This window comes from Nocardioides sp. NBC_00163, assembly GCF_045206295.1.
Classification (GTDB): Bacteria; Actinomycetota; Actinomycetes; order Propionibacteriales; family Nocardioidaceae; genus Nocardioides.
The window spans coordinates 2,616,297-2,642,404 of sequence record NZ_CP108155.1 but is presented as its reverse complement, the minus strand read 5'-3'; the positions used below and the strand labels follow the sequence as shown (position 1 = coordinate 2,642,404).

Below are 26,108 nucleotides of genomic sequence, written 5' to 3'. Positions count from 1 at the left end.
GAGAACCGGACATGAGTCGTCGAGTGGGGCGCAACGCCTACACCGGACTTTTCAACGATGTCGTGCTGCTTGCCGCCCGTGTGGTGGTCGGTGGGATCTTCGTCGCGCACGGCTGGCAGAAGTACGACCAGGGCTTCGCCGGCACCGAGCAGTTCCTGGGCGGCCTGGGGGTCCCGGAGCCCGCGATCGCCGCTCAGGTGGCGACGTACGTCGAGCTTGTCGGCGGTGCGCTCCTGGCGCTGGGCCTGTTCGCCCCGATAGCCGGGGTGCTGCTCGCGGCGCAGATGGCCGGAGCCATCTGGTACGCCCATCGCACCACCGAGGTCTTCGTCGACCAGGGCGGCTGGGAGCTCGCTGCAGCGCTCGGCGTCGCCGCCCTCGTGCTCGGTCTGGTGGCCCCCGGCCGCATCACCCTTGACCAGCTCGTCACCTGGCCCTTCAGGGCGCGGGCCGCCAGGCGTAAGGCCGAGAACGCAGAGACGGCCGAGGCCGCGGAGGTTCCGCCCCCGGTCGAGGAGAAGGTGACCATCAAGGCCTGAGCCGCCGTCGCCCGTGTAACACGTTGTTCGTAGGACTACTCGCCCTATGGGAACGACCGGATAGTCCTACGAACGACGTGTTACAGGGCCGCGAGATCAGCCTGCGACGCCGTAGAGCCGGTCGCCGGCGTCACCGAGGCCGGGGACGATGTAGCCCTTCTCGTTGAGCTTCTCGTCCATCGCTGCGGTGACGACGCGGACGGGGGCATCGATGCCCTCGAGACCCTTCTCCAGGGCGGCGACACCCTCCGGGGCGGCGAGAAGTACGACGGCGGTGATGTCGTCGGCGCCGCGCGAGACCAGGAAGTCGATCGCTGCGGCAAGGGTGCCGCCGGTGGCGAGCATCGGGTCGACCACGTAGCACTGGCGACCGGAGAGGTCGGCGGGGAGACGCTCGGCGTACGTCGTCGCCTCGAGCGTCTCCTCGTTGCGGACCATGCCGAGGAAGCCGACCTCCGCGGTGGGCAGCAGCCGGATCATCCCGTCGAGCATCCCGAGACCGGCCCGGAGGATGGGGACGATCAGCGGCTGCGGGTCGGTGAGGCGTACGCCCTGGGTCGGCCCGACCGGGGTGACGATGTCGACCGGGGCGACCCTCACTCCACGGGTCGCCTCGTAGGCGAGCAGCGTGACGAGCTCGTCGGCGAGACGACGGAACGTCGATGAGTCGGTCTCTTTGTTGCGCAGGGTGGTGAGCTTGTGGGCGACGAGCGGGTGGTCCACAACGAGGGTCTCCATGGGCTGAACCCTACGATCGCTTCGTCCTAAGGTCATCAATTCCCCCTAGACCCACGGCGGTTTCGGTGTCACTCTGGTCGTGTGTCTGATCAGCTGGAGCAGATCGAGGGTGTTGACTTCGCCGTCGCGATGTATCGCGAGGACGGCGCCTGGGTTGTGCGCGAACTCGCTCACGACCTCCTGACCGATGTCGAGACTCTGACGCACGCGCTCCACCGCTTCCCAGGCGATGGCGGTGCGATCGCGATGGCGGCGATCGACGAGGACTTCTTCGTGATCGTCCGGGTCCACGGGGCAGCGACCAAGGTGCTGCTCTCCGACGTGACCGCCGCCGACGAGTGGGAGCTGGCGGCGTCGGCTCTCGACGTGCTCGGCCTTCCGCTGCCCGAGGAGGTCGAGGACGAGGAGGAGCCCGACCCCGCCGGCGACCTCGGCATCCTGGCCGACTTCGGGATGAGCGCGGTCGAGATGGGCATGCTGCTCGACGACATGTTCGAGGACGACCTCTACCCCGACGAGACGCTCTCCGAGATCGCCCGGGCGATCGGCTGCGGCGAGGCCTTCGACGACGCCGTCGGCCTCATGCCGGCGTGACCCCAGCCAGTCGATGGGAGGCCCCGATGCGGGCCGCTCTCGATGAGGGTCGTGCTGCGCTGGCGACCGGTGACGTGCCGATCGGCGCGGTCGTCGTCGACCCGTCCGGCGCGGTGATCGGGAGGGGCCGCAACGTACGCGAGGCCGAGGCCGACCCCACCGGACATGCCGAGGTGGTCGCGCTGCGCGAGGCGGCCAAGGCACGTGGCGAGTGGCGCCTGGAGGGCTGCACGCTCGTGGTGACGCTGGAGCCGTGCACGATGTGCGCCGGCGCCGCGGTCCTGGCCAGGGTCGAGCGGATCGTCTTCGGCGCCTTCGACGACAAGGCCGGTGCGGTCGGCTCGCTGTGGGACGTCGTACGCGACCGCCGGCTCAACCACCGGCCCGAGGTCGTCGCCGGGCTGATGGCCGAGGAGCAGCGCGCGCTGCTGGAGGACTTCTTCGGATCCCAGCGAAGCAGCCCCGATTTCGGCGAAGACCCCCCGAGGTTGTAACTTATTCGGCGGTGACGTGTCCGAGCGGCCGATGGTGCAACACTCGAAATGTTGTGTAGGGCGACCTACCGTGGGTTCAAATCCCACCGTCACCGCCATCCGAAAACCCCTGGGTAACCAGGGGTTTTCTGGTTTCCCAGGGAATCAGAGGTAGCGAGCGGCCACCGTGGCGGCTCGGGCGCCGTAGCCGCCGCCGAACATGGCCGCGTGGACGAGCAGCGGGAAGAGCTGGTGGAGACCCTGGCGGTCCTCCCAGCCCTCGGCGAGGGGCGCCGCGTCCTCGTAGGCGGACATCATCCGCTCAAGGTGGGGCAGGCCGAAGAGCGCGAGCATGGCGAGGTCGACCTCACGGTGACCGGCGTACGCCGCGGGGTCGATGAGCCAGGCCTCGCTGCTCCGGTCCCAGAGCACGTTGCCGTTCCAGAGGTCGCCGTGGAGCAGGGCCGGCGGCTCCTCCGGGATCAGCGAGGGCAGCTTCCCGACGACCTGCTCTACGCGCTCGGCGCCGGCAGCGTCGATGGCGCCGCGGTCACGCACCGCCCTGAGATAGGGGAGCAGGCGGCGTACGGCATAGAACTCGGCCCAGGTGTCCGCGGGCTTGTTGGGCATCGGCAGCCGGCCGATGAACCCGTCCCTGTCGGCACCGAAACCGGAGACCGGGGCGCTGTGCAGGCGCGCGAGCGCGCGGCCGAGCTCCTCGGCGGTCTCGGCGTTGGGCCGGCCGGGCTCGATCCAGCGCAGGACCAGGCAGTCGGGCTCGGCGGCGAGGACCTCGGGAACCTTCACGGCCCCCGACTCCTCCAGCCAGCGGAGCCCGCGGGCCTCGGCGGCGACGAAGTCGTCACGTGGCGGGGAGAGAGCCTTCATCAGCACCAGGGAGCCGTCACTGAGGCGGATCTTGGTGGCGGTCGAGATGTCACCGCCCGCGACCGGAGATGTGCTCACCACCGCCGCCCCGAGCAGCTGCTCGACACGACGGGCGACCGCGGGCTGACGGGTCACGAACCGGGCCTCGCCGAGGCGGCGGATGCAACGATCGCATCACTCGTACGCTCCACCATCGCCAGCACCTCCCGGAATCCCTCGGCACCACCGTAATAGGGATCGGGCACGTCGCCGGGGCCTTCGGGATCGAAATCACGGAACATCCGCAGTCCACTGTCCGGTGCCTGACCAGCCAGATCGGCCAGATTGTCGGCATCCATCGCGAGCACGAGGTCGTACGTCTCGGGGTCGCCGACCGGCCACTGCTGGGCCCGATGCCGCTCGGGGTCATAGCCCGCCTCGAGCAGCGTCGCAGCCGCCCTGCGGTCCATCTTCTCGCCCGCGTGCCAGCCGCCGGTGCCGGCCGAGACGAGCTCGACGTCGTCGAGCTTTGCGGCGTCGAGACGATCCCGCAGCACCACCTCCGCCATCGGAGAACGGCAGATGTTGCCCAGGCAGACGACCGCGATCTTCATGGCCCGAGTTTTACATTTCCGCCAAGAACGCGTGGCGGATGTGGAATCTGGGTCTCACTCGTCGCTCTCAGGCCAGACGCGGTCGAGGCCCCAGCCGACGATCGAGATGATGATGCCGCCGAGGACCGCCGCCCAGAACCCGTCGACGTGGAAGCCCACCCCGGTCGGGCCGAGGAGCCACGCGGTCAGCCCGAGCATCGCCGCGTTGATCACCAGCAGGAGCAGGCCCAGGGTGAGCAGGATGAACGGGAAGGCGAAGAACGTCACCACCGGCTTGATGAAGGACGACACGAGGCCCAGCACGAGGGCGACGATCAGCAGCGGGAGCAGCTTCTGCTTGACCTCGTCCATGCCGCTGGTCGGGCCGTCGAAGTAGATCCCGCCGACGAGCCAGGTTGCCACGGCCAGAGCGACGGCGTTGGAGATGAGCCAGGTCACGATGCGCATGTCCGTGAGTGTGGCAGGCTCCGCGTGACGTACATAAGGGGCGCGCGCGAGGTGTGGCGACTGTGTTACCCCGGGGTCACCGCTCCAGGCCGAGCGCCTTGCAGATGGCGTGGGCGGCGTCGGAGAGGTGCTTCTCCAGGAACTGCTCGGCGTCGTCGATGCGGTCGGCGTCGAGGAGGCGGACGAGGGCGGCGTGGTCCTCGGCCTGGTCGTGGGCGTTGCGGCGGATGCGGTCGACCTGGGCGAGCGAGAGCTTGAGCTCGAGGACCAGATGCTCCTGCATCGCCACCAGCCGCGGTGACCCGGTGAGGGCCACCAGCGAGAGATGGAAGGCGAGGTGGCGCTCGTTGAGCTCGCGGTAGGTCGAGCGCTCCGAGTGAACCGCCGAGATGTACGCATCGAGCGACTCGTGCACGGCCCGGCGCGTCTCGGCGGAGGCGCTCCGCCAGTTGCGCACCCCGGCCCCTTCGAGCACCCAGCGGGCGGCGCAGACGTCACGTACCGAGGCGGCCTCGGGGGTGGCGACGGCGACGCCCTTGTTGGGGGCGCGGGTGGCCAGGCCCTCGGCGACCAGGATGGTCAGCGCCTCGCGGACCGTGGATCGGCCGACGCCCAGCGACTCGGCGAGACCGTGTTCGCGCAGCGGGGTGCCCGACTCCAGCTCGCCCTCGAACACCGCCCGGCGGAGCTCGTCGGCGACGCGGTCGACCGTCGATGCGGGTTCGTCCAGGGTGAGCGACTCGAACATGGGACCCATTGTCCTATCTGCGCTGTCTTCCGGTGCTGGCCGTTCATGCCCTAACCTATCCTCACGTGATTGTCTGACAATCAGGCAATCGGACGATCTGACGATCTGACGATCAGACCTGAGAGGGGTACGAGTGAGCACATCGCTGAGCTGGGGCCGTCACTACCTGATGACCGAGCCGACGCACTACCGCATCGACTACGCCATCAACCCGTTCATGGACACCGAGATCCAGCCGGATCCGGTCCGTGCTCGCGCGCAGTGGGACACCCTGAGGGCCACCATCGAGGAGCTCGGCGGGCGCGTCGACGTCATCGCGCCGCGCGAGGACAGCCCCGACATGGTCTACGCGATGAACCTCGGCTTCGCGGCCTCCCTCGCGGACGGCCGACGCCACGTGCTCCTCTCCCACATGCGCTTCCCCGAGCGCCGCAACGAGACGAACTCCGCGGTCGAGTGGTTCGCCGCGAACGGCTGGGGGACGGCGTACGTCGGCAAGGACGGGGTCGGGCCGACCTTCGAGGCGGGTGACGTCTTCCCGTACGCCGGCCACCTGGTCGCCGGCACCGGGCCGCGTACCGACGAGATGGCGCTGAAGACGCTGGCGACCGAGATGAACGTGCGCGTCCTGGGCGTACGGACGACCCACTCGGGGATGTACCACCTCGACCTGGCCTTCTGCCCGCTCGACGAGCGCCGCGCGATCATCTGCCCGGACGCGCTCGCTCCCGAGTCGGCGCAGGCCCTCCTCGACCTCGTCCCGGAGCCGCTGGTCATCACCGAGGAGGAGGCGCTCACCACCTTCGCCGCCAACTCGATCGTGATCGGCCGCACCATCGTGATGCCGTCCTGCCCGGACCGCATCCGCACCGTCCTCGAGGGCTGGGGCTTCACCATCCGGATCGTCGAGATGAGCGAGCTCCACCTCGGTGGCGGATCCGTTCGCTGCGTCACCAACCCGCTCGACATCGTGGTCGGTCGCGACGTTCCCGTGGTTTACGGGGGCGAGGTCATCCCGACCTAGGATCTCACGATATGAGCACCCCACAGCCCCGTCCCAGTGTCGCCGCTATGCCTGCGTACGTCGCGGGCAAGCCGCCGGTCGAGCGGCCCGGTCTGGTGACCTACAAGCTCTCGTCCAACGAGAACCCCTACCCGCCGCTGGACGGTGTGGTGGAGGTCGCCGCCGAGGCGGCGGGGCGGGTCAACCGCTACCCCGACGCGGGCAACACCGAGCTGTACGAGGCGCTCGCGACGGCCTACAAGGTGCCGGCCGAGGAGCTCGCTCTCTCGACCGGCGCCGTGGCGCTCATCTTCCAGCTGGTCTCGGCCTACTGCGGTCCCGAGGACGAGGTCGTCTTCGCCTGGCGCAGCTTCGAGGCCTACCCGATCGCGGTGCTCGCGGCCGGCGCGACAGCGGTGAAGGTGCCGGTCACCGATCATGGCCATCACGACCTCGACGCGATGGCGGCGGCCATCACGGAGCGTACGAAGGTCGTCTTCGTCTGCACGCCCAACAACCCCACCGGCACCTCGGTCACCCAGACCGAGCTCGACGCCTTCCTCGCGAAGGTGCCCGAGCACGTGCTGGTCGTGGTCGACGAGGCCTACGCCGAGTTCGTACGCATGGACGACGCCATCGACGGTGTGGCGACCTATCGCGCGCGGGCCAACGTGGTCGTGCTGCGTACGTTCTCCAAGGCCTACGGGCTGGCCGGCTTCCGGGTCGGCTACGCCTTCGCGCCGGCCCCGATCGCCGCCACCCTGCGAGCGATGGCGCTGCCGTTCGGCGTCAACGTGGTCGCCCAGGCCGCCGGCGTCGCCTCGCTCGAGCGGCAGACCGAGCTGCTGGCGCGCGTCGACGACGTGGTGGCCGAGCGGACCCGGGTGGTCGAGGGCGTCCGCGCGGCCGGCTGGGACATCCCCGACGCGCAGGGCAACTTCGTCTGGTTCGCCTTCGGCTCTCCCGAGCGCTGCGCCGAGTTCGCCGCGGCTGCCGACGAGGTCGGCCTGATGATCCGTCCCTACCCGCCCGAGGGCGTACGCGTCTCGATCGGCGAGGCAGAGGCCAACACCCGTCTCATCGAGCTCGCGGGTTCGTTCCCGAAGGGCTGAGACTCGGCCCAAGAGCCGGCCCTGCCCGGCGAAATAGCAGAGGTCCAACAGCATCGATGCTGCTGGACCTCTGCTGGTTGGGTGATGGTGGTGTGTGCTTCTACGGAACCGGGAGCTTCCCGAGGATCGAGCTGAGCAGGTCCGTCAGGACCGGGCCGACGACCGGGAGGCTGTTGACGATGCCCAGCAAGCTGTCGGTGACGCCAGGGAGCTCGGGAACGCCGGGAACTCCGGGGACGCCGGGAACGGGGACATCCGGGATCGGAACATCCGGGACCGGAACGTCCGGGACCGGGACCTCCGGGACCGGAACGTCTGCGGCAGGAACGTCTGCGGCAGGGCTGTCCGGAACGGGAACGTCCGGAGTCTCCGGGATACCCGGGCCGTCCGGTACGTCCGGGATCGGTGTGTCCGGTACGTCCGGTGTGTCGGGTACGTCAGGTGTCTCCGGGACGTCCGGGGTGCCGGGTACGTCCGGGGTCTCCGGGGTGCCGGGGACGTCCGGGGTCTCCGGGACGTCCGGAGTGCCGGGTACGTCCGGGGTCTCCGGGGTGCCGGGTACGTCAGGTGTCTCCGGGACGTCCGGAGTGTCCGGGGTGTCGGGCACGTCCGGAATCGGAGTGCCCGGAGTGCCGGGGATCGGAGGATCAGGGATCGGTGGTGGAACGGGGCTGGCCATGACTGGTGCGGCGACCGTGGCCAGTGCGAGTCCAGCGACGACAGCGGCGATTCGAGTCCGAGAATTCACGAAATCTCCTTAGCTTGCTGTTGGGTCCTGCCCGATGAATCCTGAAGCGATTTGAACCATAATGTCAAGAACACTCCTGAATTGATTATTTCCTATACCAAAGCCGGATTGAATGACGTAAACTCATCGGATCGCATTCCAACTGACGTTGAAGTCCAAGTCTTGTTGCAAGCGAAGAGTTTCGGTGTTCAGGCCCGATCCTCAGCGATAAGCGGTCGCGAAATTGCTTGCCGTGCCTGATAGGCCGGCCCCTTTCCGGCGTACCTCCCGGGGTAATAGGGCTGTTCGAACAGGCGAATGGGTAATTTCCTGGGGCGCGACACCCGGCATTTAGTCCAGGTGAAATGCGTTTACCAATCGGCGAATTCGGATCTCACTGATTCGCCTTCGTGGTAGGCCGCATTTGGAGCGCGGCGGCGGTTCGTTACCCCGGTGCAACCTCGATCGGTCAGTCTTGACCCCATGTCGATCAAGGTTGCGCTCGAACATCGGACCACCTACGAGTTCGCGCAGCCGGTGGGGGTCGGCCCGCACGTCGTACGCCTGCGCCCGGCGCCACACACCCGGACCCCGATCGAGGCCTACTCGCTGTCGGTGACGCCGTCGGCGCACTTCATCAACTGGCAGCAGGATCCCTTCGGCAACTGGCTCGCCCGGCTGGTCTTCCCGGAGAAGACCGACAAGCTCGAGGTCACCGTGGGGCTGGTCGCCGACATGGTGGTGATCAACCCGTTCGACTTCTTCGTGGAGGAGTACGCCGAGACCTTCCCCTTCGACTACGAGCCGCAGCTGAAAGCCGATCTGGCGCCCTACCTCCGCGACGTGGAGTCGGCGACGGCCGCCGATGCCTGGCGGCAGCAGCTGCCGGCCCTGCCCGAGGACGGCCTCCGTACCGTCGACTTCCTGGCGAGCGTCAATCAGGCGGTCAACTCGGACGTCGCCTACTCGGTGCGGATGGAGCCAGGCGTACAGACTCCCGACGAGACCCTGCGGCTGGGCATCGGCTCGTGCCGCGACTCGGCGTGGCTGCTGGTGTCCCTGCTGCGTCAGTACGGCCTCGCGGCGCGGTTCGTCTCCGGCTATCTGGTGCAGCTGGCCGCCGACCAGGAGTCGCTCGACGGCCCCTCCGGGCCGACCGAGGACTTCACCGACCTGCACGCGTGGTGTGAGGTGTTCGTCCCGGGAGCCGGCTGGATCGGGCTCGACCCGACCTCGGCGCTGTTCGCCGGCGAGGGGCACATCCCGCTCTCGGCGACGCCGCACCCGTCCTCCGCGGCTCCGATCGAGGGCGCCACCGATCCGGTCGAGGTCACCTTCTCCTTCGCCAACGAGGTCACCCGGATCCACGAGGACCCGCGGGTGACGCTGCCCTACACAGGCCAGGAGTGGGACCGGATCGACGCCCTGGGCGAGGCGGTCGACCAGCGTCTCCAGGCGGCCGGCGTCGAGCTGACCATGGGCGGCGAGCCGACCTTCGTGTCGTTGGACGACCAGACTTCGGCGCAGTGGAGCACGGACGCAGACGGCCCGCACAAGCGTGAGCTCGCCACTGATCTGGCCGAACGTCTGCGCAAGGTCTATGGCAAGGGCGGGATCGTCCACCGCGGCCAGGGCAAGTGGTACCCCGGCGAGCCGCTCCCGCGCTGGAACATCGACCTGCAGTGGCGTACGGACGGCCAGCCGCTGTGGAGCGACCAGACCCTCTTCGCCGACCCCTGGGCCACAACCGAGGCTGATCCGGCCGAGCCCGGCGCCGCGGAGGCCGTCGCCACCAACATCCGCAGCATCCTCGGGCTCCCCGCGGAGCAGGTGTTCGCTGCGTACGAGGACCCGCTGGCGAAGATCGCCCAGGAGGTACGCCGCCCCGACGGCCCCGAGCCGGACGACGCCGCGAACCGGGGCGATCTGAACGTCACCGAGCTCGACAAGGAGGTCACCGAGCCGGTCGGTTGGGTGATCCCGATCAACACCAACGACGGGGAGTGGACGAGCCCGCAGTGGCGGTTCCGGCGCGGGCGGCTGGTGCTGGCGCCGGGCACCTCGGCGGTCGGGCTGCGGCTGCCGCTCGACTCGATCTCGTGGCACGACCCGGAGTTCCCGGGCGAGCCGTCCTACCTGACCGCAGGCGAGCCGCTGGACCCCGAGATCCCGCAGGTCACCGTGACCGACCCCGACGAGGCGCCGACCACCGCGCTCGCGATCGAGGAGCGCGACGGGCTGGTCCACGTGTTCCTGCCGCCGACCGACCGGCTGGAGGACTACGTCGCCCTGCTCAGAGTGATCGAGCAGGCCGTCACCGAAGCCGGCGTACAGGTCGTGCTCGAGGGCTACGGCCCGCCGCCGGACGCCCGCCTGGCGCGGCTGACGGTCACCCCGGACCCCGGCGTGATCGAGGTCAACGTGCAGCCGACCGCCACCTGGGCAGAGCAGCGGGAGCTGATCACGACGCTCTACGAGCAGGCGCGGCAGGCCCGCCTGTCCACCGAGAAGTTCGATCTCGACGGGCTCCACACCGGCACCGGCGGCGGAAACCACCTCACCCTCGGCGGACGGAGCCCCGAGCGCAGCCCCCTGCTCCGGCGCCCCGACCTGCTGGCCAGCCTGATCCGTTACTGGCAGCGCCATCCCTCCCTCTCCTACCTCTTCTCCGGCCGCTTCATCGGCCCGACCAGCCAGGCGCCGAGGTTCGACGAGGGCCGCCCGGAGGCGGTCTACGAGATGGAGATCGCCCTCCAGGAGGTCGCCCGGATCACCCGTGAACACCCCGAACCCCGCCCGTGGATGATCGACCGCGCGCTGCGCCACCTGCTCACCGACCTGACCGGCAACACCCACCGCGCCGAGTTCTGCATCGACAAGCTCTACTCTCCGGACTCCTCCCGAGGGCGCCTCGGCCTGCTCGAGCTCCGCGGCTTCGAGATGCCTCCGCACCCGCAGATGGCCCTTCTCCAGTCGCTCCTGGTCAGGAGCCTGGTCGCGTGGTTCTGGGAGGAGCCGTACGAGGCGCCCCTGGTCCGCCATGGAAGCGCCCTCCACGAGGACTTCCTGCTCCCGCAGGGCTGCCTACGTGACATCGAGGAGGTCGTGGCCGACCTGCGCCGCCACGGGATCCCGTTCGAGTCGCAGTGGCTGGCTGCGTACGCGGAGTTCCGTTTTCCGCGGATCGGGCTCGCGCGGGTTGGTGACATCGAGCTGGAGCTGCGGCAGGCGATCGAGCCGTGGAACGTCCTCGGCGAGGAGGCGACCGGGTCGGGGACGGCACGCTACGTCGACTCGTCGGTCGAGCGGGTCCAGATCTCGGCGAGAGGGATCGACCTCGACCGACAGCTGGTGACGTGTCAGGGTGTTCCGGTGCCGCTGACCCCCACCTCTACCGCTGATGTGTTCTATGCCGGCATCCGGTTCAAGGCCTGGAGCCCGTGGTCGAGCCTCCACCCGAGCATCGACGCGCAGGCGCCGCTGCACTTCGACGTCGTCGACATCGCCTCCGAGACCAGTCTCGGCGGCGCGACCTACCACGTCGTGCACCCGGGCGGCCGCAGCTACGACCACCCGCCGGTGAACGCCAACGAGGCCGAGGCGCGCCGTGCGAGCCGTTTCGAGGCGCGCGGCCACACATCCGGCCGGTTGGACGTCGCGGAGATGCGCGAGCGCGCGGCTCGCGGCACGACTCCCGACAACCCGCACACCCTGGATCTCCGACGGGTGGTGCGGTGACCGTCCTTCGCGAGTACGCCGACGCCCTCGGCCTCGTCGACGCGACCGACCAGCCGTACGACGAGGTCGTCGGGCCCGACGGCACCCTGCGTCCCGCGTGGAAACCGATGGCCGAGACGGCCGTCTCGATCACGCCGGCGACGCTGAGCCGGATCGGCCACGACGTGGAGCGGTTCCTCGCCGACGACGGGGTCACCTACCTGCGTCCCGGCGCCAAGCCCGAGCCCTGGCGGCTCGACCCGGTGCCGCTCGTCATCGATCCGGCGCAGTGGCGCATCCTCGAGGTCGGACTGGCCCAGCGTGCCGAGCTGCTCAACGCGATCCTCGTCGACCTCTACGGCCCGCAGCGGCTCCTCCGGGACGGCATCGTCCCGGCCCCGGTGATCTTCGGCCACCACGGCTTCCACCGCGTCGCCGCCCGGGCCAGCAACCACGACCCGCGGCCGCTCGTCCTGGCCGCCACCGACCTCGGCCGGACCCCTGACGGTGAGTGGCGGGTGCTCGCCGACCGCACCCAGGCGCCGAGCGGGATCGGCTACGCGATGGAGAGCCGCCGGGTGATCAGCCGGGTGCTCCCCGAGCTGCACCGCGACGCCGGGTTGCACCGGATGGAGCCCTACTTCGCGGCTCTCCGCAGCGCGCTGCTGGAGTCGGCGCCCGGCGACCAGGCCGACCCCCGGGTCGTCGTCCTGTCCCCGGGAACCCACTCCGAGACCGCCTATGACCAGGCCTTTCTCGCCTCGACGCTCGGTTTCCCGCTGGTCCAGGGCGCCGACCTGACCGTACGCAACGGCGAGGTCCTCATGCGTGGCCACGGCGACCGGCTGGAGCGGGTCGACGTGATCCTGCGTCGTGTCGACGCGACCTGGTCCGACCCCCTCGAGCTCCGCGGCGACAGCCAGCTCGGCGTGGCCGGCCTGATCGAGGCCGTACGCCGCGGCAACGTGCGCGTGGTCAACGGGTTCGGGGCCGGCGTACTCGAGAACCCGGGGCTGGTTCCCTATCTCCCCGCAGCCTGCGAGGCGCTGCTCGGGGAGCCGTTGCGGCTGGCGTCGCTCGGCACCTGGTGGTGTGGCGACTCGGCCCAGCGCGAGGAGGTCGAGCGGCGCCTGGCCACGGACGACCTGGTCGTGCGGACGCTGGAAGGGACGATCGTCAACGGGACGCCCGAGGAGCTGGGCGCCAGGATCGCGGCCGATCCCTATCGCCATGTCGGGCAGGAGAGGATCACGCTCTCCCAGGCCCCGACCTGGGCCGAGGGGCGCGGCGCGGTGGGCCGGCCGCTGACGCTGCGTACGTTCTCGCTCCGCTACGGCTCGGCCTACCGCCCGCTGGTCGGTGGCCTGGCCTCGATCCGGGCCGACGAGACCGGGCTGCCGCCGTGCAGCAAGGACGTCTGGGTGCTCAAGGAGTCGCCGCAGGACGCCGACCAGGGCCTGGCCGACGTGCTCCCGATGACCCATTCCCGCTCGGTCACGGTGCTCGTCCCGCGCGCACTCGAGGACATGTACTGGTCGGGCCGCTACGCGGAGCGGGCCGAGGACCTCATCCGGCTCATCCTGGCCACGCACGTGCTGGCCGAAGACTTCAGAACCAGGCCGCGTACGTCCGGCGGCATCAGCCTCGAGGTGATGCTGAGCGCGCTCGACCGGCTGGGCGGGCACGGTCACGCCGACGCCGATATCGACGCCGAGTTCCGCTCGATGCTGCTGGACGCCGACCGGCCGGGGTCGGCCGCGCAGTCGCTGGCCGGGATGCGACAGGCCTTCAGTGGCGTACGCGACCAGCTCAGCCCCGACATGTGGCGGATCTTCTCCTCGACCGACCGGGCCGCCGAGGACCTCCGGGTCAACCCGCACTCGCTGCAGATCGCCGAGTCGGGGGCCGAGATGCTGCACGGCATCCTGGCGATGCAGGGGATCGTGGCGAGCATGATCCGCGACGAGGGCTACCACTCGATCCGGCTGGGACGGTTCCTGGAGCGGTCGATGCAGGTCTGTCAGCTGCTCCGCACGACGACCACGGTGCGGAGGGGGCTCGAGGTCGACCGGGCCGTGCTCAACGCGGTCCTCGCCTCCGCCGAGTCCGCGGTCACCCACCGCCGCCGCTACCGGGGTTACGTACGCACCGGCGGCGTGCTCGACCTGCTGATCATGGACCGCGACAACCCGCGCTCCCTGGCCTTCTGCCTCGACGAGCTCCGCCTCCATCTCACCAAGCTCCCCGGCTCGACCGGCTCGTCCCGCCCCGAGCGGCTCCTCGACGACATCACCGACATGCTCGACCGCACCGAGGTCGCCGGCCTCGTGGCCATCGGCGGCGTCGGCCGCCCCAACCTGGAGTCCTTCCTCGACCAGGTCCAGGCCCAGCTCGTCCGCCTCGCCGACGCCATCAGCGACGTCCACTTCGCCACCGGCCCCGCCCCCCAGCCCCTCAACGCACTCCCGGCGCAATCGCATACTTGAGCATCCAAGACGTCGTAGGTTGGCGGCATGGGGAGTACGTCTGATCAGCAGCATCAGGAGCCGTTCCCCCGCCCGACACACGGTCGCCGTGTGGTCTGGGCGGGGAAGCGGCGACCCGCCGTGGAAGGTGCTCCGATCGCGCTTCCGGGCGTTGTCACAGAGGACTTGCCCGACGGCTGGACGTTCGTGTCGTGGCTCGACAAGGACGGCTGGTACAGCCCTGATGCGGTCTATGAGGTGAAGAACCTACGAGTGGTCTCCGAAGCTGAGTTCGACGACGCGGTCCGTGCTGTCCGCGGCAGTCCAGACTGGCAGGGGATCGTCCATGATGTCGTGGACGATCCGGAGCCGTCGCCGTACGTCGTCGGCGCCTCGGTCATGTGGATCGGGCCGGTTCTTGGGGACAACGGCTGGGACCCTTGTATCGACGCCTGGAGACTGGCGGTGTTCGGCAATGCGTCGGGGCCGCCGACTCGTGGCCATCGGGGTCGAATCGTCGAGATCTCGCAGAGCGGGGCGCTTCGCGTGCGGTGGATCGACAGGGATGGCGAATTCGAGGGACGAGTCTTCATCGACCCCGGCGACGTGGCGGTGGTCGGGATAGCATCCGGCGGGTGAGATACCGGGTCCGCCACACGACGACCTATTCCTACGACGAGGACGTGACGAACTCGTTCGGGATCGCCAACGTGACCCCGCGGGAACTGCCTCACCAGCACGTCGAGAAGGCGGAGGTTCAGGTCACGCCGGCGCCCGCGGACCAGTCGAGCGATGTCGACTTCTATGGCAACACGGTGACGTACTTCCAGGTCCTCGAGCCGCATCGGCTGCTCGAGATCACGGCGGTCTCTGAGGTCGACGTCAGCACCCCGGTCTATGAAGAGACGAGCTTCGACCAGCCGTGGGAGCGGGCGCGGCCGCTGGTGGACCCGACTCTTCCGGGCGCCTGGCGGGCGACCGACCTGGCGGTGGCCTCGCCGCTCGTGGAGCACACCCAGGAGGCGTACGACTTCGCTGCCGTCTCCCTGACGCAGGGGCGCGGGATCGTGGAGGCGGCGGAGGATTTGATGCATCGGATCCATGCCGGGTTCGACTACGACGACACGGCCACGACCGTCACCTCGACGATCCCGGAGATCTTCGAGGCCGAGGGTGGGGTCTGCCAGGATTTCGCTCACCTGATGTTGGCCTGTTTCCGAGCGCACGGGCTCGCGGCCCGCTATGTTTCCGGCTACCTCGCCACTACCCCTCCGCCGGGGGAGCCGCGGCTCGTCGGAGCCGATGCCTCTCATGCCTGGGTGGAGGTGTGGGTGCCCCACTACGGGGCAGACCTCAGCGGCGCGGGGACGGGCCAGTGGCTCGCCCTCGACCCGACGAACGACACCAGGGCCGACGATCGCTACGTGAGCGTCGCCTGGGGACGTGACTATGCCGATGTGCCTCCTGTGAAGGGGGTCATCTACACCGAAGCCACCACCTCGACCTTGACCGTCTCTGTCGATGTGGCCCCCGACCAGCAGGAGTGAAGTTACGGTGTTGCTCGTGGGACAGCCTCCGCAGCGGGCGAGCATCGTGACCCGCGGCAGCCGCTGGCGTCGCGGAGTTCGCATCTCCGGAGTGCTGGTGCTCGCCGCGGCTCTCACCGCGCTCACGCTCTGGCTGCTGGCGCGCGGCTCGACCCCGGCCGAGGTCACCCGCGAGTTCATGGAGACCACCTCGGTCAGCACCCTCTACGAGCTGGCCTCCGACGAGGGCGACGAGCTCCTAGACGGTGGCGGCGCCCGCGCGATGATCGACGCCGCTGAGGGGAAGCGGACCTACGCCGACCCCAATCCGCGCGCGGTGAGACGGACCATGGTCTTCGGCGAGCCAGAGATGGAGGGCAACGCCGCCCAGGTCACCATCAGGGTCTCCTACACCGGCGAGGACGGACCTGTCCCGGACGAGTCGATGGTCGTGGTCCTCGTCCAGGAGGACGGCGAGTGGCGCGTCGAGAGCTGGGGGACGGCCTGAGACGGCCGATGATGAAGCCATGGAAGCGTTCAGCTGTCGGGAGTGCGGCAACCGTCTCTACTTCGAGAACTCGGCGTGCGTCTCGTGCGGCTCCCGGCTCGCCTACTCCCGCGAGGAGCGCGCGATCGTTCCGGTCTCGCCCGAGGGCAGGTACGTCGACAGCGACGGCTACATCTGGTGGGTCTGCGCCAACACGCTCGAGACGGGATGCACCTGGCTGGCCCGCATCGAAGGCGGCATCTGCTTCGCCTGCGAGCTGACCAGGACCCGGCCCAACGACGCCGCACCCGAGTTCGTCCAGCAGCAGTACTCCCTCGCCGAACAGGCGAAACGTCACCTCGTGGTCGAGCTCGACAACCTCGGTCTGGAGATCCGCACCAAGGCCGAGGACCCTGCCGAGGGGCTCACCTTCGACCTGCTGGCCAGCGATGGTGTCGCGTCCACCCCCGACGTGGTCATCGGTCACGACGGCGGCGTGATCACGATCGACCTGGCCGAGTCCGACGACGCCTACCGTGAGCACGTCCGAGCGACGCTCGACGAGCCCTACCGCACCCTGCTCGGCCACTTCCGGCACGAGGTCGGCCACTACTACGAGTGGCAGCTGGTCCGTGGGCCCGAGCTGATGGAGCGCTGCGCCGAGGTCTTCGGCGACGAGTCGGTCTCCTATGAGGAGTCGCTCCAGCGCCACTACTCCGAAGGACCGCCCGCGGGCTGGACCGAGAACTACATCTCCACCTACGCGACCATGCATCCCTTCGAGGACTTCGCCGAGACCTGGGCCCACTACCTGCACATCCGCGACACGCTCGGGTCCGCGGCGGCGTACGGGCTCACCGACCCGGTGCCCGCCGAGATGCCGTTCCGGCAGGTCGTCACCGATATCTGGGTGCCCCTCTCGGCCGCGCTGAACGTCATCAACCGGTCCATGGGCCACGACGACCTGTACCCCTTCGTCATCCCGCCCGCGGTGCTGGACAAGCTCGACTTCGTGGCCTCGTTGGTGCGCGATCCGCGCTGAGCCGCGGGGCGATATTCCATCGGGCTACGCTCATCGGCACTCTATGCTCCGGACCATGACCGACACCGCCGTCATCATCGAGGCCAAGGAGCGCGCCCGCCCCGAGTCGGAACGGCTGTGGACGTCGGCGACGGTGATCACGTTCGTACGCACCATCGCGTCGGTGGTGCTGGCGGCGAGCGCCGCGTACCAGGGGAGCCTGAAGCTCCTGGTCATCGCGCTGATCGTCTACTGGGTCGGGGACAGCCTCGACGGGGCGGTCGCCCGATGGCGCGATGAGGAGACGCGGATCGGCGGGGTGCTCGACATCTTCTCCGACCGTCTCTGCGCGGCGGCGTTCTACGTCGGGCTGGCGTTCCTGCAGCCGGACCTGTCGCCGGCGATCTTCGTCTACCTGGCGGAGTTCATGGTGATCGACTGCTTCCTCTCGATCTCCTACCTGGCCTGGCCGATCAAGAGCCCGAACTACTTCTACGTCATCGATCGGACGCTGTGGCGGTGGAACTGGTCCCACCCGGGCAAGGCGGTCAACTCGGGGCTCTTCGCGATCCTGCTGCTGGTCACCGGCTGGATGTGGGTGGGCCTGGCGATCGCCACGGCCCTGCTGGTCATGAAGTGCGTCTCGCTGGGACGGCTCCTCAGGATCGGCTTGCCCGTGCCTCGATGAGACTTCTGATCGGCACCCTGCTCTTCTGTCTCGGCTCTGCGCTCATCCCGGTGATGAACGCAGAGGCGTACCTTTCCGTCGTCGCCGAGAACTCCGACTGGTGGCCACCGTTGCTCGGGTTCGTCGCCGGGCTCGGCCAGACCGGCGGCAAGGTGGTCTGGTACTACGCCGGTCGTGGTTCCACCAAGATCCCCTGGATCAAGAAGAAACTCGAGTCGCCCAAGTGGCAGGGCTCCTATGACCGCTGGTACGCCCGGACCTCAGGCCGCCCGGTTCTGGCCACCGCACTCCTGGCCGCGTCAGGCTTCTCCGGCTTTCCGCCGCTCGCGGTGATGGCAGTGCTCTTCGGCGCCCTGCGGTTCAACCTGCCGATCTTCACGCTCACGGTGCTCGTCTCCCGTGCGCTGCGGTTCTGGGTGATCCTGGAGGCGGCGGGTCTCGCCTGGACGTACCTCTGATTCGCTTCAGGATTCAACCACAACGTTAGAGTGAGTCCATGCAGGAGCAGGCGACCTACGTACAGCCCGGCAACGAGTTCAACCGGGACATGAACTACATCCCGGACCGGATCACGCGAGACGCGCGGGCGCCCGAGTTCGGGCCGAGCGACGTGCCGTTGTGGCCGGTCGAGCCGGGCCGCTACCGGCTCGTCGCGGCCGCCGCGTGCCCGTGGGCCAACCGGGCGATCATCGTGCGCAACCTGCTCGGGCTGCAGGACGTCATCTCCCTCGGCCTCGCCGGGCCGACGCACGACGCCCGGTCGTGGACCTTCGACCTCGACCCCGGCGGAGTCGACCCGGTGCTCGGGACCGAGCGGCTGCAGGAGGCCTACTTCAAGCGCTACCCCGACTACCCGCGCGGCATCACGGTGCCGGCGATCGTCGAGGAGGCCTCCGGCAAGGTCGTCACCAACGACTTCCCGTGGATCACCCACGACTTCTTCCACGAGTGGACCGACTTCTTCGCCGACGACGCGCCCGACCTGTGGCCGCGCGCGCTGCGCGAGGAGATGGACGAGGTCAACCAGCGGGTCTTCACCGAGGTCAACAACGGGGTCTACCGGTGTGGCTTCGCCGGCTCGCAGGAGGCGTACGACGCGGCGTACTCACGTCTCTTCGCTGCCCTCGACTGGCTCGAGGAGCGGCTCTCCGGGCAGCGCTACCTGGTCGGCGACCAGCTCACCGAGTCCGACATCCGGCTGTTCACGACGCTGGCCCGCTTCGACGCGGTCTACCACGGCCACTTCAAGTGCAACCGGCAGAAGCTGGTCGAGTTCCCGGCGCTGTGGGCCTACGCGCGCGACCTCTACCAGACCCCCGGGATCGGCGAGACGCTCGACTTCGACCAGATCAAGCAGCACTACTACGTCGTCCACACCGACCTGAACCCGACACAGATCGTCCCCGTCGGTCCCGACCTCTCCGGCTGGGACGAGCCGCACGGGCGCGAGTCGCTCGGCTCAGACCAATAGGCGTACTCCTCGGTGCGTGGGCGATCAGCTCGCGTTGGGGATGAAGATGTGGCCGACGGCGGGGTCCGTCGATCCGTCGTGAAATCCGGCGATGACTGTCGGGGCGTCCTCGAGGCCGGTGTGCTCGAGCAGCTTGATCGATGGCTGCTCCGTACCTCCCACGCGCTCGAGGAAGTCTCGCTCGTCGTGTCGATAGCGCTGCATGAACGCGCGCGACTGGCCTTCGGCCTTGTAGGCGTCGAGCTGGAGGGCTGCGAAGAAGAAGACCGGAGCCGGTCCCACGAGGGTGGCGTCGTCCTCGGGGAAACCGTCGGCCTGGGTCGACCCGATGAGGCAGTCGAAGGCGAGCCGGTCACCGAAGTGCTCGTGAACCCGGCGGCGCAGGTCACCGTCGCCTGACAGGTCGACGTAGACGGTCCGTCTGGTGCTGTCGATGGCTGCCAGGTCGGCGTACTCATGTGCCGCGGTGTAGTGGCCGAGGCCCTTCACGAACTCCATGTTGCGGGCCGAGGTGAGCGCGATCTTCTGAGCTGGTGAGTCGGCGAGGCAGTAGGCGGTGCCGTACGCCGTCTTGCTCGACGCGCTCGAGATCACGAACTGCTCGGCGTCGAAGAAGTCGCGGTCACGGAGGTAGTCGGCGGCGGTGTAGGAGGTGATGAACAGGGCGCGGAAGATGGCGGTGAGGCTGTCCAGGCGGGGATCGGATTCCCGGGGTTCGAACTCGTAGAGGTTGTAGACCTGGGGCGTCCCGGTGCGGTGTTCGGCACCGTCGACGAAGCTGCGGGAGGTGACCGATGTCGGTCGCATCGTCAGATGGGTCGCGATGGGGAAGTAGCCGAAGATCCGCGTCCCCACGGGGATGTCGGAGGCCCTCGACTCGACGATCTCCGCGTGCCCCCACGCCGGCATGCAGCCGTACCCGGACTGTTCGGCCGGGAACAGATTCCAATAGCCCAGGGCGTCGCCGTAGACCGCGTAGGTCATGTTGTTCGTCGTCAGGGCGAAGCGTTCGATCCGCGCCAGCACCTCACCCTCGTCGAGCTGCGGTGTCGGGAGATCCACCAGGTCAGCCACTCCAAGGTCGCTCTTGAGCGTTTCCACTCGGGCAAATCGAGTCATCGGTTCCTCATCTCCTGGGCCGGGGGTCAGCGCGTCTCGTAGAACTTACTAAGCGCTTGCTTAGTTGTCTATGTTCATGTCACTCGGGCCCTTCTCTCCCCGGGGGCGGGTACCGTTTGGCTATGCCGATGTGCCACGGATCACAAGCCCGTGATCGGCGTAGCCAGCGGTGGCAACCCCACCCCGTGTGAAGGAAGCGTGATGACTGAATTTCTGGATCCGAGTCCCAGCCACACCGACATGGTGCAGCTGCTGAACCCCGAGGGAGAACGGGTCTCGCACCCGGACTTCGAGTTCTCACCCGACCGACCTGAGGACGAGGCCGTACGCGGCTTCTACCGCGACATGGTGCTCACCCGCCGCCTCGACGTCGAGGCCACTGCGCTGCAGCGCCACGGCGAGCTGGGCCTGTGGGCACAGCTGCTGGGCCAGGAGGCGGCGCAGATCGGCGCGGCCCGCGCGCTCGCGCCCCAGGACTTCGTCTTCCCGACCTACCGCGAGCACGGCGTGGCCTGGTGCCGCGACGTCGACCCGATGCAGCTGCTCGGACTCTTCCGGGGCACCGACCAAGGTGGCTGGGACCCCGCCGAGCACAACTTCGGGCTCTACACGATCGTCATCGGCGCCCAGACCCTGCACGCGACCGGCTACGCGATGGGGGTGCAGATGGACGGCCTCGTCGGCACCGGCGACCCGACCCGCGACACCGCCGTCGTGGCCCACTTCGGCGACGGCGCCTCCTCGCAGGGCGACGTCAACGAGGCGATGGTCTTCGCCGCCTCCTACAACGCCCCGGTCGTCTTCTTCTGCCAGAACAACCAGTGGGCCATCTCCGAGCCGGTCGAGCAGATGGTCAAGGTGCCGCTCTACAAGCGCGCCCAGGGCTTCGGCTTCCCGGGCATCCGCGTCGACGGCAACGACGTGCTGGCGACGTACGAGGTGATGAAGTCGGCGCTCAAGCGGGCCCGCGAGGGTGGCGGTCCGACGATGATCGAGGCCTACACCTACCGGATGGGCGCCCATACGACCACCGACGACCCGACCCGCTACCGGCTGTCCGACGAGGTCCAGGCGTGGAAGCTCAAGGACCCGATCGCCCGGGTCGAGGCCTATCTGCGCCGCGGGGGTGGCGCCTCGACCTCCTTCTTCGCCAAGGTGGAGGCCGAGGCCGAGGAGTTCGGCGAGCGTCTGCGTGCCGGGATCCACGCTCTGCCCGAGCCCGATCCCGTACGCCTCTTCGACAACGTCTACACCGAGATGCCCGACGAGCTGCGTGAGCAGCGCGACGGCTACGCGGCGTACCTCGCCTCTTTCGAGCACGAGGGGGCTTCCCGATGACGAAGATGACGCTGGCAAAGGCGCTCAACGCCGGTCTGCGGCGAGCGATGGAGGACGACGACAAGGTCGTCCTGATGGGTGAGGACATCGGCCGGCTCGGCGGTGTCTTCCGGATCACCGACGGGTTGCAGAAGGACTTCGGCGAGGCGCGGGTCGTCGACACTCCACTGGCGGAGTCGGGGATCGTCGGCACGGCGGTCGGCCTCGCGCTGCGGGGCTACCGGCCGGTGGTGGAGATCCAGTTCGACGGCTTCGTCTACCCGGCCTACGACCAGATCGTGTCGCAGGTGGCCAAGTTCCACTACCGCTCCGGCGGCCGGGTCGCGATGCCGATGGTCATCCGGATCCCGTTCGGTGGCGGCATCGGGGCCGTGGAGCACCACAGCGAGTCGCCGGAGGCGCAGTTCGCGCACACCCCTGGTCTCAAGGTGGTGGCCTGCTCGGACCCGGTCGACGCCTACTGGATGATCCAGCAGGCGATCTCCCACCCTGACCCGGTGATCTTCTTGGAGCCGAAGCGGCTCTACCACTCGACCAAGGCCGACGTGGACGTCGACGCCACGCCTGGCCCGCTGTTCGCCTCGCGGGTGACGCGGACCGGCACCGACCTGACGATGCTCGCCTACGGGCCGACCGTGAAGACCGCGCTGACCGCCGCCGAGGCGGCCGCGGGGGAGGGCAAGTCGGTCGAGGTGATCGACCTGCGCACGCTCTCGCCGCTGGACATGGGCCCGGTCTACGAGTCGGTGCGGCGTACGGGTCGTGCCGTCGTCGTCCACGAGGCCCATGTCAACCTCGGCCTCGGCGCCGAGCTCGCCGCCCGGATCACCGAGACCTGCTTCCACTCACTGGAGGCGCCGGTCCTGCGCGTGGGCGGCTTCGACACGCCCTACCCGCCGGCCCGGGCGGAGGAGTACTTCCTCCCCGACCTCGACCGGGTCCTCGATGCCGTCGACAGGAGCCTGGCATGGTGAACGAGTTCAAGTTGCCCGACGTCGGCGAAGGCCTCACCGAGGCCGAGATCGTCGAGTGGCACGTCGCGGTCGGTGACGTCATCAAGGTCAACGACCCCGTCTGCGACATCGAGACCGCCAAGTCCGTCGTCGAGCTCCCCTCGCCCTACGCCGGGGTCGTCCAGGAGCTCCTGGTCGAGGTCGGCACCGAGGTCCAGGTCGGCACCCCGATCATCCGCATCGGCGACGCCCCCGCCGAGACGTCAGTTGCGTCGGCCGAGACGTCAGCTCCTGAGCCGGACGAAGCCGAGAAGCCGCTGACGCTGGTCGGCTACGGCTCCAAGGAGGACGCGGTCGTACGCCGCAACCGCACCGTCTCCGCGCCGGCAGCCGCCGCGGGCACCGGTGTGCTCGCCAAGCCGACCGCCCGCAAGCTCGCGCGCGACCTGGGTGTGGACCTGGCGACCGTCACCCCGGAGCGGGACGATGGCGTGATCACCACCGCAGACCTGGAGAACCTGACGTCTGGGCCGGACTCGTCGACCGAGCCGGCAGCGCCGGTCGGTGGTGAGCGTCGTGAGCCGATCAAGGGCCTGCGCAAGCAGATGGGTCAGGCGATGGTCGACTCGGCGTTCACGCTGCCGCACGTGACCATCTGGACGACGATCGACGTGACACGTACCTCCGAGCTGGTCGCCACCCTCAAGGCCAACCGAGACTTCGCCGAGGTCCGCGTCAGCCCCCTGCTGATCGTGGCCAAGGCGACGCTGCTGGCGATGCGACGTACGCCGATCGTCAACTCCTGGTGGGACGAGGCCGCCCAGGAGATCGTCTTCAAGGAGTACGTCAACCTCGGTATCGCCGCGGCCACTCCCAGGGGCCTCCAGGTGCCGAACGTGAAGGGCGCCGACCGGATGTCCCTGGTCGAGCTCGGTGCCGCGATCAACGCGCTCACCGCCACCGCTCGCACCGGCAAGACGCCGCCGGCCGACCAGACCGGCGGGACGTTCACGATCACCAACATCGGTCCGTTCGGCATCGACGGCGGCGCCCCGATCATCAACCCGGGCGAGTCCGCGATCCTCTCCGTCGGGGCGATCAAGCGTCAGCCGTGGGTTGTCGGTACCGGCGACGACGAGCGCATCGAACCCCGCGATGTCTGCACCCTCGCGCTCAGCTTCGACCACCGCCACATCGACGGCGAAGCCGGCTCCCGCTTCCTCGCCGACGTGGCCAGGATCGTCGAAGACCCGAGCACGGCGCTGCTGTTCTGACCCGTTCGACAATCACTCCACAGATCCTCAATTCGCTACCTCGAGGGGTATCGGATCTGGCACGATCCTCAGGCCCGCGCTGACGCGGGCCTGAGGATCTTCTGGAGGCAGGAATGGTGCTCCTGACGGGGCGCACGCTGCTTGCCGGGATCGTCGCGATGGCCGCCTCGGCGACCGTACTCGTGGCGAGCCCCGCAAGCGCGGCGACAACATCCACCGGCGTACGTTGCACGATCGTCGGCACATCGGGCGCGGACGTCTTGCGGGGGACATCGCATCGCGACGTCATCTGCGGTCGCGGTGGCGGCGATGTCATCTATGCGCGTAGCGGCAACGACCTGGTCGACGGTGGTGGCGGAAACGACCGGATCTACGGAAGCTACGGCACCGACAAGCTGATCGGTGGGACCGGGCGAGACAGTATCCGTGGTGAGGCCGGCGCCGATGTCATCTACGGGGGCTCTTCGTCCGACTACCTCTACGGCGGAACCTCGGACGACACGATCCGCGGTGGCTCCGGGAACGACCAGATCCAGGGCGATGACGGTCACGACCAGATCTACGGCGAAGCCGATCCGGACACGATCAACGGTGGGACCGGCTGGGACGTGCTCTACGGCGGGACAGGTGGCGATCGCATCCTGGGTGGCAAGGGCAACGACCGCGCGTACGGCGGAGACAACGCGGACGGGCTGTACGGCGGGGCGGGCAACGACCAGCTGCACGGCGGCAACCACAACGACCTGGTCCTCGGCGAGGCCGACGCAGATCGTTTGTGGGGCGACTCGGGAGCCGATCAGATAAGAGGTGGCAGTGGTGCCGACCAGCTCGCCGGCGGCGACGGCAACGATCAGCTCGAAGGCGAGGGCGACAACGACGCCCTCAGCGGTGGCGCCGGGACTGACCAGCTGACCGGCGGCACAGGCGTCAACCGCTGCAGCTATGACACCTATGACTATCTGCTCGGCGGGTGCGGCACCGACAAGTCGGCACCGAAGGTTCTCGGCGTCACCTTCTCCCCGAGCTCGATCGACACCACCCTGGCCGACGTGAAGGTGCGCGTGCGGGCACACCTCACCGACGACATCGGGGTCACCTGGGCACAGGGTCATGTGGTCGACCCCGAGCGCCCGAACAGCGGGCCCTCGCTGTACATGCAGAACATGACGAAGGTCTCCGGCGGCCCCCGCGACGGCTGGTGGGAGTACGTCATCACCGTCCCGCGCTACACGCCGGCCGGCACGCTGCGAGCGAGCGTCCTGCCCGAGGACGCCGCAGGCAGGATGGGCAGCGGCTACGAGATGGGGTCGCTCACGGTCGCGAACCGTGACCCCGACACCGAGCCCCCGACGATGAGCGTGACCGCGCTCTCCCCGAAGACCATCGACGTGACCACCGGCGCGAAGACCGTCCAGGTCTCGGTGCGCGGTGTCGACCCGAAGGCGGGGATCGGCAGGGTCGACATCTGTCTCTCGCAGCCGGGCATCGCGACGAGCGTCGACCCGCATCCGATGTACGACGGAGTCGCCTGCCAGGACGCGGTCCCGAGGACGTCCGGCACGATGCGCGACGGGATCTGGATGACCAAGCTGACCGTTCCGAAGAACTCCCCGGGCGGCGTCTACAACGTCGTGGTAGACGCCGAGGACCGCATCGGGTTCCGGGCGACCTGGATGGGCCCCGAGGCATATCAGGCCTACGCGGCGGGCACCTGGTCCGCTGGTGACGTCCGCGAGCTCACGGCCGCGCTCACCCGCGTCGAGGTCAAGGGACCGGGGCGTGACACGACGCCCCCGAAGCTCGCTCAGGTGACGGTCTCGCGGACGAGCGTGAGCACGGCCGCCGGCGACGCGAAGATCCGTGTCCGTGCCCGGGTGACGGACGCGTACGGGCCGAACTCGGGGGTCAAGGGAGTCGACGCGAAGGTCCTGTCCGGAGGGTTCAGCTCCGACCCGTCCTTCCCGCGCATCACCTTGAAGCGGACGAGCGGAACCGTGTTCGACGGCTGGTGGGAGGGCGATGTGGTCGTCTCGCAAGGCACGCCCTCAGGGACCTACCACCTGTGGATCGGAATCTCCGACGTGGGAGGCAACGGCGACGGCTACACCGACGCCGATCTCGCCGGCGACGGGAGCTACCGGGCGCATCCCGACATCCCGGTGCTCACTGTCACCGGCTGACGCGGGC

25 protein-coding genes and 1 tRNA gene are annotated in these 26,108 nt (G+C 68.9%); 19 read left to right on the top strand and 7 right to left on the bottom strand.

What is annotated here, in order from left to right:
* Positions 1-11 precede the first annotated feature (11 nt).
* A complete protein-coding gene (locus tag OG801_RS12700) occupies positions 12-539 on the top strand; it encodes a DoxX family protein (RefSeq protein ID WP_406035966.1) in 528 nt (175 codons plus the stop codon).
* Positions 540-635: 96 nt separating this feature from the next.
* Here the strand turns inward: OG801_RS12700 and upp are convergent, their stop codons facing one another.
* Positions 636-1,277 carry a uracil phosphoribosyltransferase gene (upp, locus tag OG801_RS12695; protein WP_406035965.1) on the bottom strand — a complete coding sequence of 214 codons (642 nt, stop codon included), beginning with the start codon at positions 1,275-1,277 and terminating at the stop codon, positions 636-638.
* Between the two features lie 81 nt (positions 1,278-1,358).
* Between upp and OG801_RS12690 the strand changes: the two genes are divergently transcribed.
* The 3 genes from OG801_RS12690 (at position 1,359) to OG801_RS12680 (ending at position 2,463) form a co-directional block, all read left to right on the top strand.
* Positions 1,359-1,871 carry a tRNA adenosine deaminase-associated protein gene (locus OG801_RS12690; protein WP_160026513.1) on the top strand — a complete coding sequence of 171 codons (513 nt, stop codon included), beginning with the start codon at positions 1,359-1,361 and terminating at the stop codon, positions 1,869-1,871.
* A 26-nt stretch (positions 1,872-1,897) separates the two neighbouring features.
* Positions 1,898-2,365, top strand: a complete 468-nt coding sequence (locus OG801_RS12685; protein ID WP_406035964.1) for a nucleoside deaminase — start codon at positions 1,898-1,900, stop codon at positions 2,363-2,365.
* 10 nt (positions 2,366-2,375) lie between these two features.
* Positions 2,376-2,463 (top strand) — tRNA-Ser (locus tag OG801_RS12680).
* A 46-nt stretch (positions 2,464-2,509) separates the two neighbouring features.
* Here the strand turns inward: OG801_RS12680 and OG801_RS12675 are convergent.
* From OG801_RS12675 to OG801_RS12660, 4 genes are all read right to left on the bottom strand, one after another.
* On the bottom strand, positions 2,510-3,367 hold the full coding sequence (locus OG801_RS12675; protein ID WP_406035963.1) for a fructosamine kinase family protein: 858 nt from the start codon (positions 3,365-3,367) through the stop codon (positions 2,510-2,512).
* A complete protein-coding gene (locus OG801_RS12670) occupies positions 3,364-3,825 on the bottom strand; it encodes a low molecular weight protein-tyrosine-phosphatase (RefSeq protein WP_406035962.1) in 462 nt (153 codons plus the stop codon). The genes OG801_RS12675 and OG801_RS12670 overlap by 4 nt, the downstream gene beginning before the upstream one ends.
* A gap of 54 nt (positions 3,826-3,879) precedes the next feature.
* Complete coding sequence (locus OG801_RS12665) at positions 3,880-4,272, bottom strand: phage holin family protein (RefSeq protein WP_355017604.1); 393 nt, start codon at positions 4,270-4,272, stop codon at positions 3,880-3,882.
* Positions 4,273-4,348: 76 nt separating this feature from the next.
* Positions 4,349-5,020: a GntR family transcriptional regulator gene (locus OG801_RS12660; RefSeq protein ID WP_355017605.1), complete on the bottom strand. Its 672-nt coding sequence runs from the start codon at positions 5,018-5,020 to the stop codon at positions 4,349-4,351.
* Positions 5,021-5,153: 133 nt separating this feature from the next.
* Here OG801_RS12660 and OG801_RS12655 point away from each other — a divergent pair, with 133 nt between their 5' ends.
* Complete coding sequence (locus OG801_RS12655; RefSeq protein ID WP_355017606.1) at positions 5,154-6,044, top strand: arginine deiminase family protein; 891 nt, start codon at positions 5,154-5,156, stop codon at positions 6,042-6,044.
* Between the two features lie 11 nt (positions 6,045-6,055).
* Positions 6,056-7,135, top strand: a complete 1,080-nt coding sequence (hisC, locus tag OG801_RS12650) for a histidinol-phosphate transaminase (protein WP_406035961.1) — start codon at positions 6,056-6,058, stop codon at positions 7,133-7,135.
* Between the two features lie 100 nt (positions 7,136-7,235).
* Here hisC and OG801_RS12645 read toward each other — a convergent pair whose 3' ends face one another.
* Positions 7,236-7,742, bottom strand: a complete 507-nt coding sequence (locus OG801_RS12645) for a hypothetical protein (protein WP_406035960.1) — start codon at positions 7,740-7,742, stop codon at positions 7,236-7,238.
* Positions 7,743-8,345: 603 nt separating this feature from the next.
* Here OG801_RS12645 and OG801_RS12640 point away from each other — a divergent pair.
* From OG801_RS12640 to OG801_RS12600, 9 genes are all read left to right on the top strand, one after another.
* Positions 8,346-11,600, top strand: coding sequence for a DUF2126 domain-containing protein (locus OG801_RS12640; protein ID WP_406035959.1), 3,255 nt, complete (start codon positions 8,346-8,348; stop codon positions 11,598-11,600).
* Positions 11,597-14,065: a circularly permuted type 2 ATP-grasp protein gene (locus OG801_RS12635; RefSeq protein ID WP_406035958.1), complete on the top strand. Its 2,469-nt coding sequence runs from the start codon at positions 11,597-11,599 to the stop codon at positions 14,063-14,065. Before OG801_RS12640 ends, OG801_RS12635 begins: the two co-directional genes overlap by 4 nt.
* A 120-nt stretch (positions 14,066-14,185) precedes the next feature.
* Positions 14,186-14,683 (top strand): hypothetical protein, encoded by a 498-nt coding sequence (locus tag OG801_RS12630; protein ID WP_406035957.1) that lies wholly within the window; start codon positions 14,186-14,188, stop codon positions 14,681-14,683.
* Entirely contained in the window at positions 14,680-15,591 is a 912-nt protein-coding gene (locus tag OG801_RS12625; protein ID WP_406035956.1) for a transglutaminase N-terminal domain-containing protein, read from the top strand. Before OG801_RS12630 ends, OG801_RS12625 begins: the two co-directional genes overlap by 4 nt.
* Before the next feature lie 16 nt (positions 15,592-15,607).
* Positions 15,608-16,078, top strand: coding sequence for a hypothetical protein (locus OG801_RS12620; protein ID WP_355017613.1), 471 nt, complete (start codon positions 15,608-15,610; stop codon positions 16,076-16,078).
* A gap of 19 nt (positions 16,079-16,097) precedes the next feature.
* Entirely contained in the window at positions 16,098-17,099 is a 1,002-nt protein-coding gene (locus tag OG801_RS12615) for a putative zinc-binding metallopeptidase (protein WP_406035955.1), read from the top strand.
* A 55-nt stretch (positions 17,100-17,154) separates the two neighbouring features.
* Positions 17,155-17,766: a CDP-alcohol phosphatidyltransferase family protein gene (locus tag OG801_RS12610; protein WP_406035954.1), complete on the top strand. Its 612-nt coding sequence runs from the start codon at positions 17,155-17,157 to the stop codon at positions 17,764-17,766.
* Positions 17,763-18,224 (top strand): hypothetical protein, encoded by a 462-nt coding sequence (locus tag OG801_RS12605; protein ID WP_406035953.1) that lies wholly within the window; start codon positions 17,763-17,765, stop codon positions 18,222-18,224. Before OG801_RS12610 ends, OG801_RS12605 begins: the two co-directional genes overlap by 4 nt.
* Positions 18,225-18,262: 38 nt before the next feature.
* Positions 18,263-19,237 (top strand): glutathione S-transferase family protein, encoded by a 975-nt coding sequence (locus OG801_RS12600; protein ID WP_406035952.1) that lies wholly within the window; start codon positions 18,263-18,265, stop codon positions 19,235-19,237.
* Positions 19,238-19,261: 24 nt separating this feature from the next.
* On the opposite strand, the gene OG801_RS12595 is transcribed toward OG801_RS12600, so the two are convergent.
* Positions 19,262-20,299, bottom strand: coding sequence for a DUF2855 family protein (locus OG801_RS12595; RefSeq protein WP_406035951.1), 1,038 nt, complete (start codon positions 20,297-20,299; stop codon positions 19,262-19,264).
* A 258-nt stretch (positions 20,300-20,557) separates the two neighbouring features.
* Between OG801_RS12595 and pdhA the strand changes: the two genes are divergently transcribed.
* The 4 genes from pdhA (at position 20,558) to OG801_RS12575 (ending at position 26,101) form a co-directional block, all read left to right on the top strand.
* Positions 20,558-21,694: a pyruvate dehydrogenase (acetyl-transferring) E1 component subunit alpha gene (gene pdhA, locus OG801_RS12590; RefSeq protein WP_406035950.1), complete on the top strand. Its 1,137-nt coding sequence runs from the start codon at positions 20,558-20,560 to the stop codon at positions 21,692-21,694.
* Entirely contained in the window at positions 21,691-22,668 is a 978-nt protein-coding gene (locus tag OG801_RS12585) for an alpha-ketoacid dehydrogenase subunit beta (protein WP_355017620.1), read from the top strand. Before pdhA ends, OG801_RS12585 begins: the two co-directional genes overlap by 4 nt.
* Positions 22,662-23,921: a dihydrolipoamide acetyltransferase family protein gene (locus OG801_RS12580; protein ID WP_406035949.1), complete on the top strand. Its 1,260-nt coding sequence runs from the start codon at positions 22,662-22,664 to the stop codon at positions 23,919-23,921. Before OG801_RS12585 ends, OG801_RS12580 begins: the two co-directional genes overlap by 7 nt.
* Before the next feature lie 113 nt (positions 23,922-24,034).
* Positions 24,035-26,101: a calcium-binding protein gene (locus tag OG801_RS12575; protein WP_406035948.1), complete on the top strand. Its 2,067-nt coding sequence runs from the start codon at positions 24,035-24,037 to the stop codon at positions 26,099-26,101.
* The last annotated feature ends 7 nt before the right edge of the window (positions 26,102-26,108 follow it).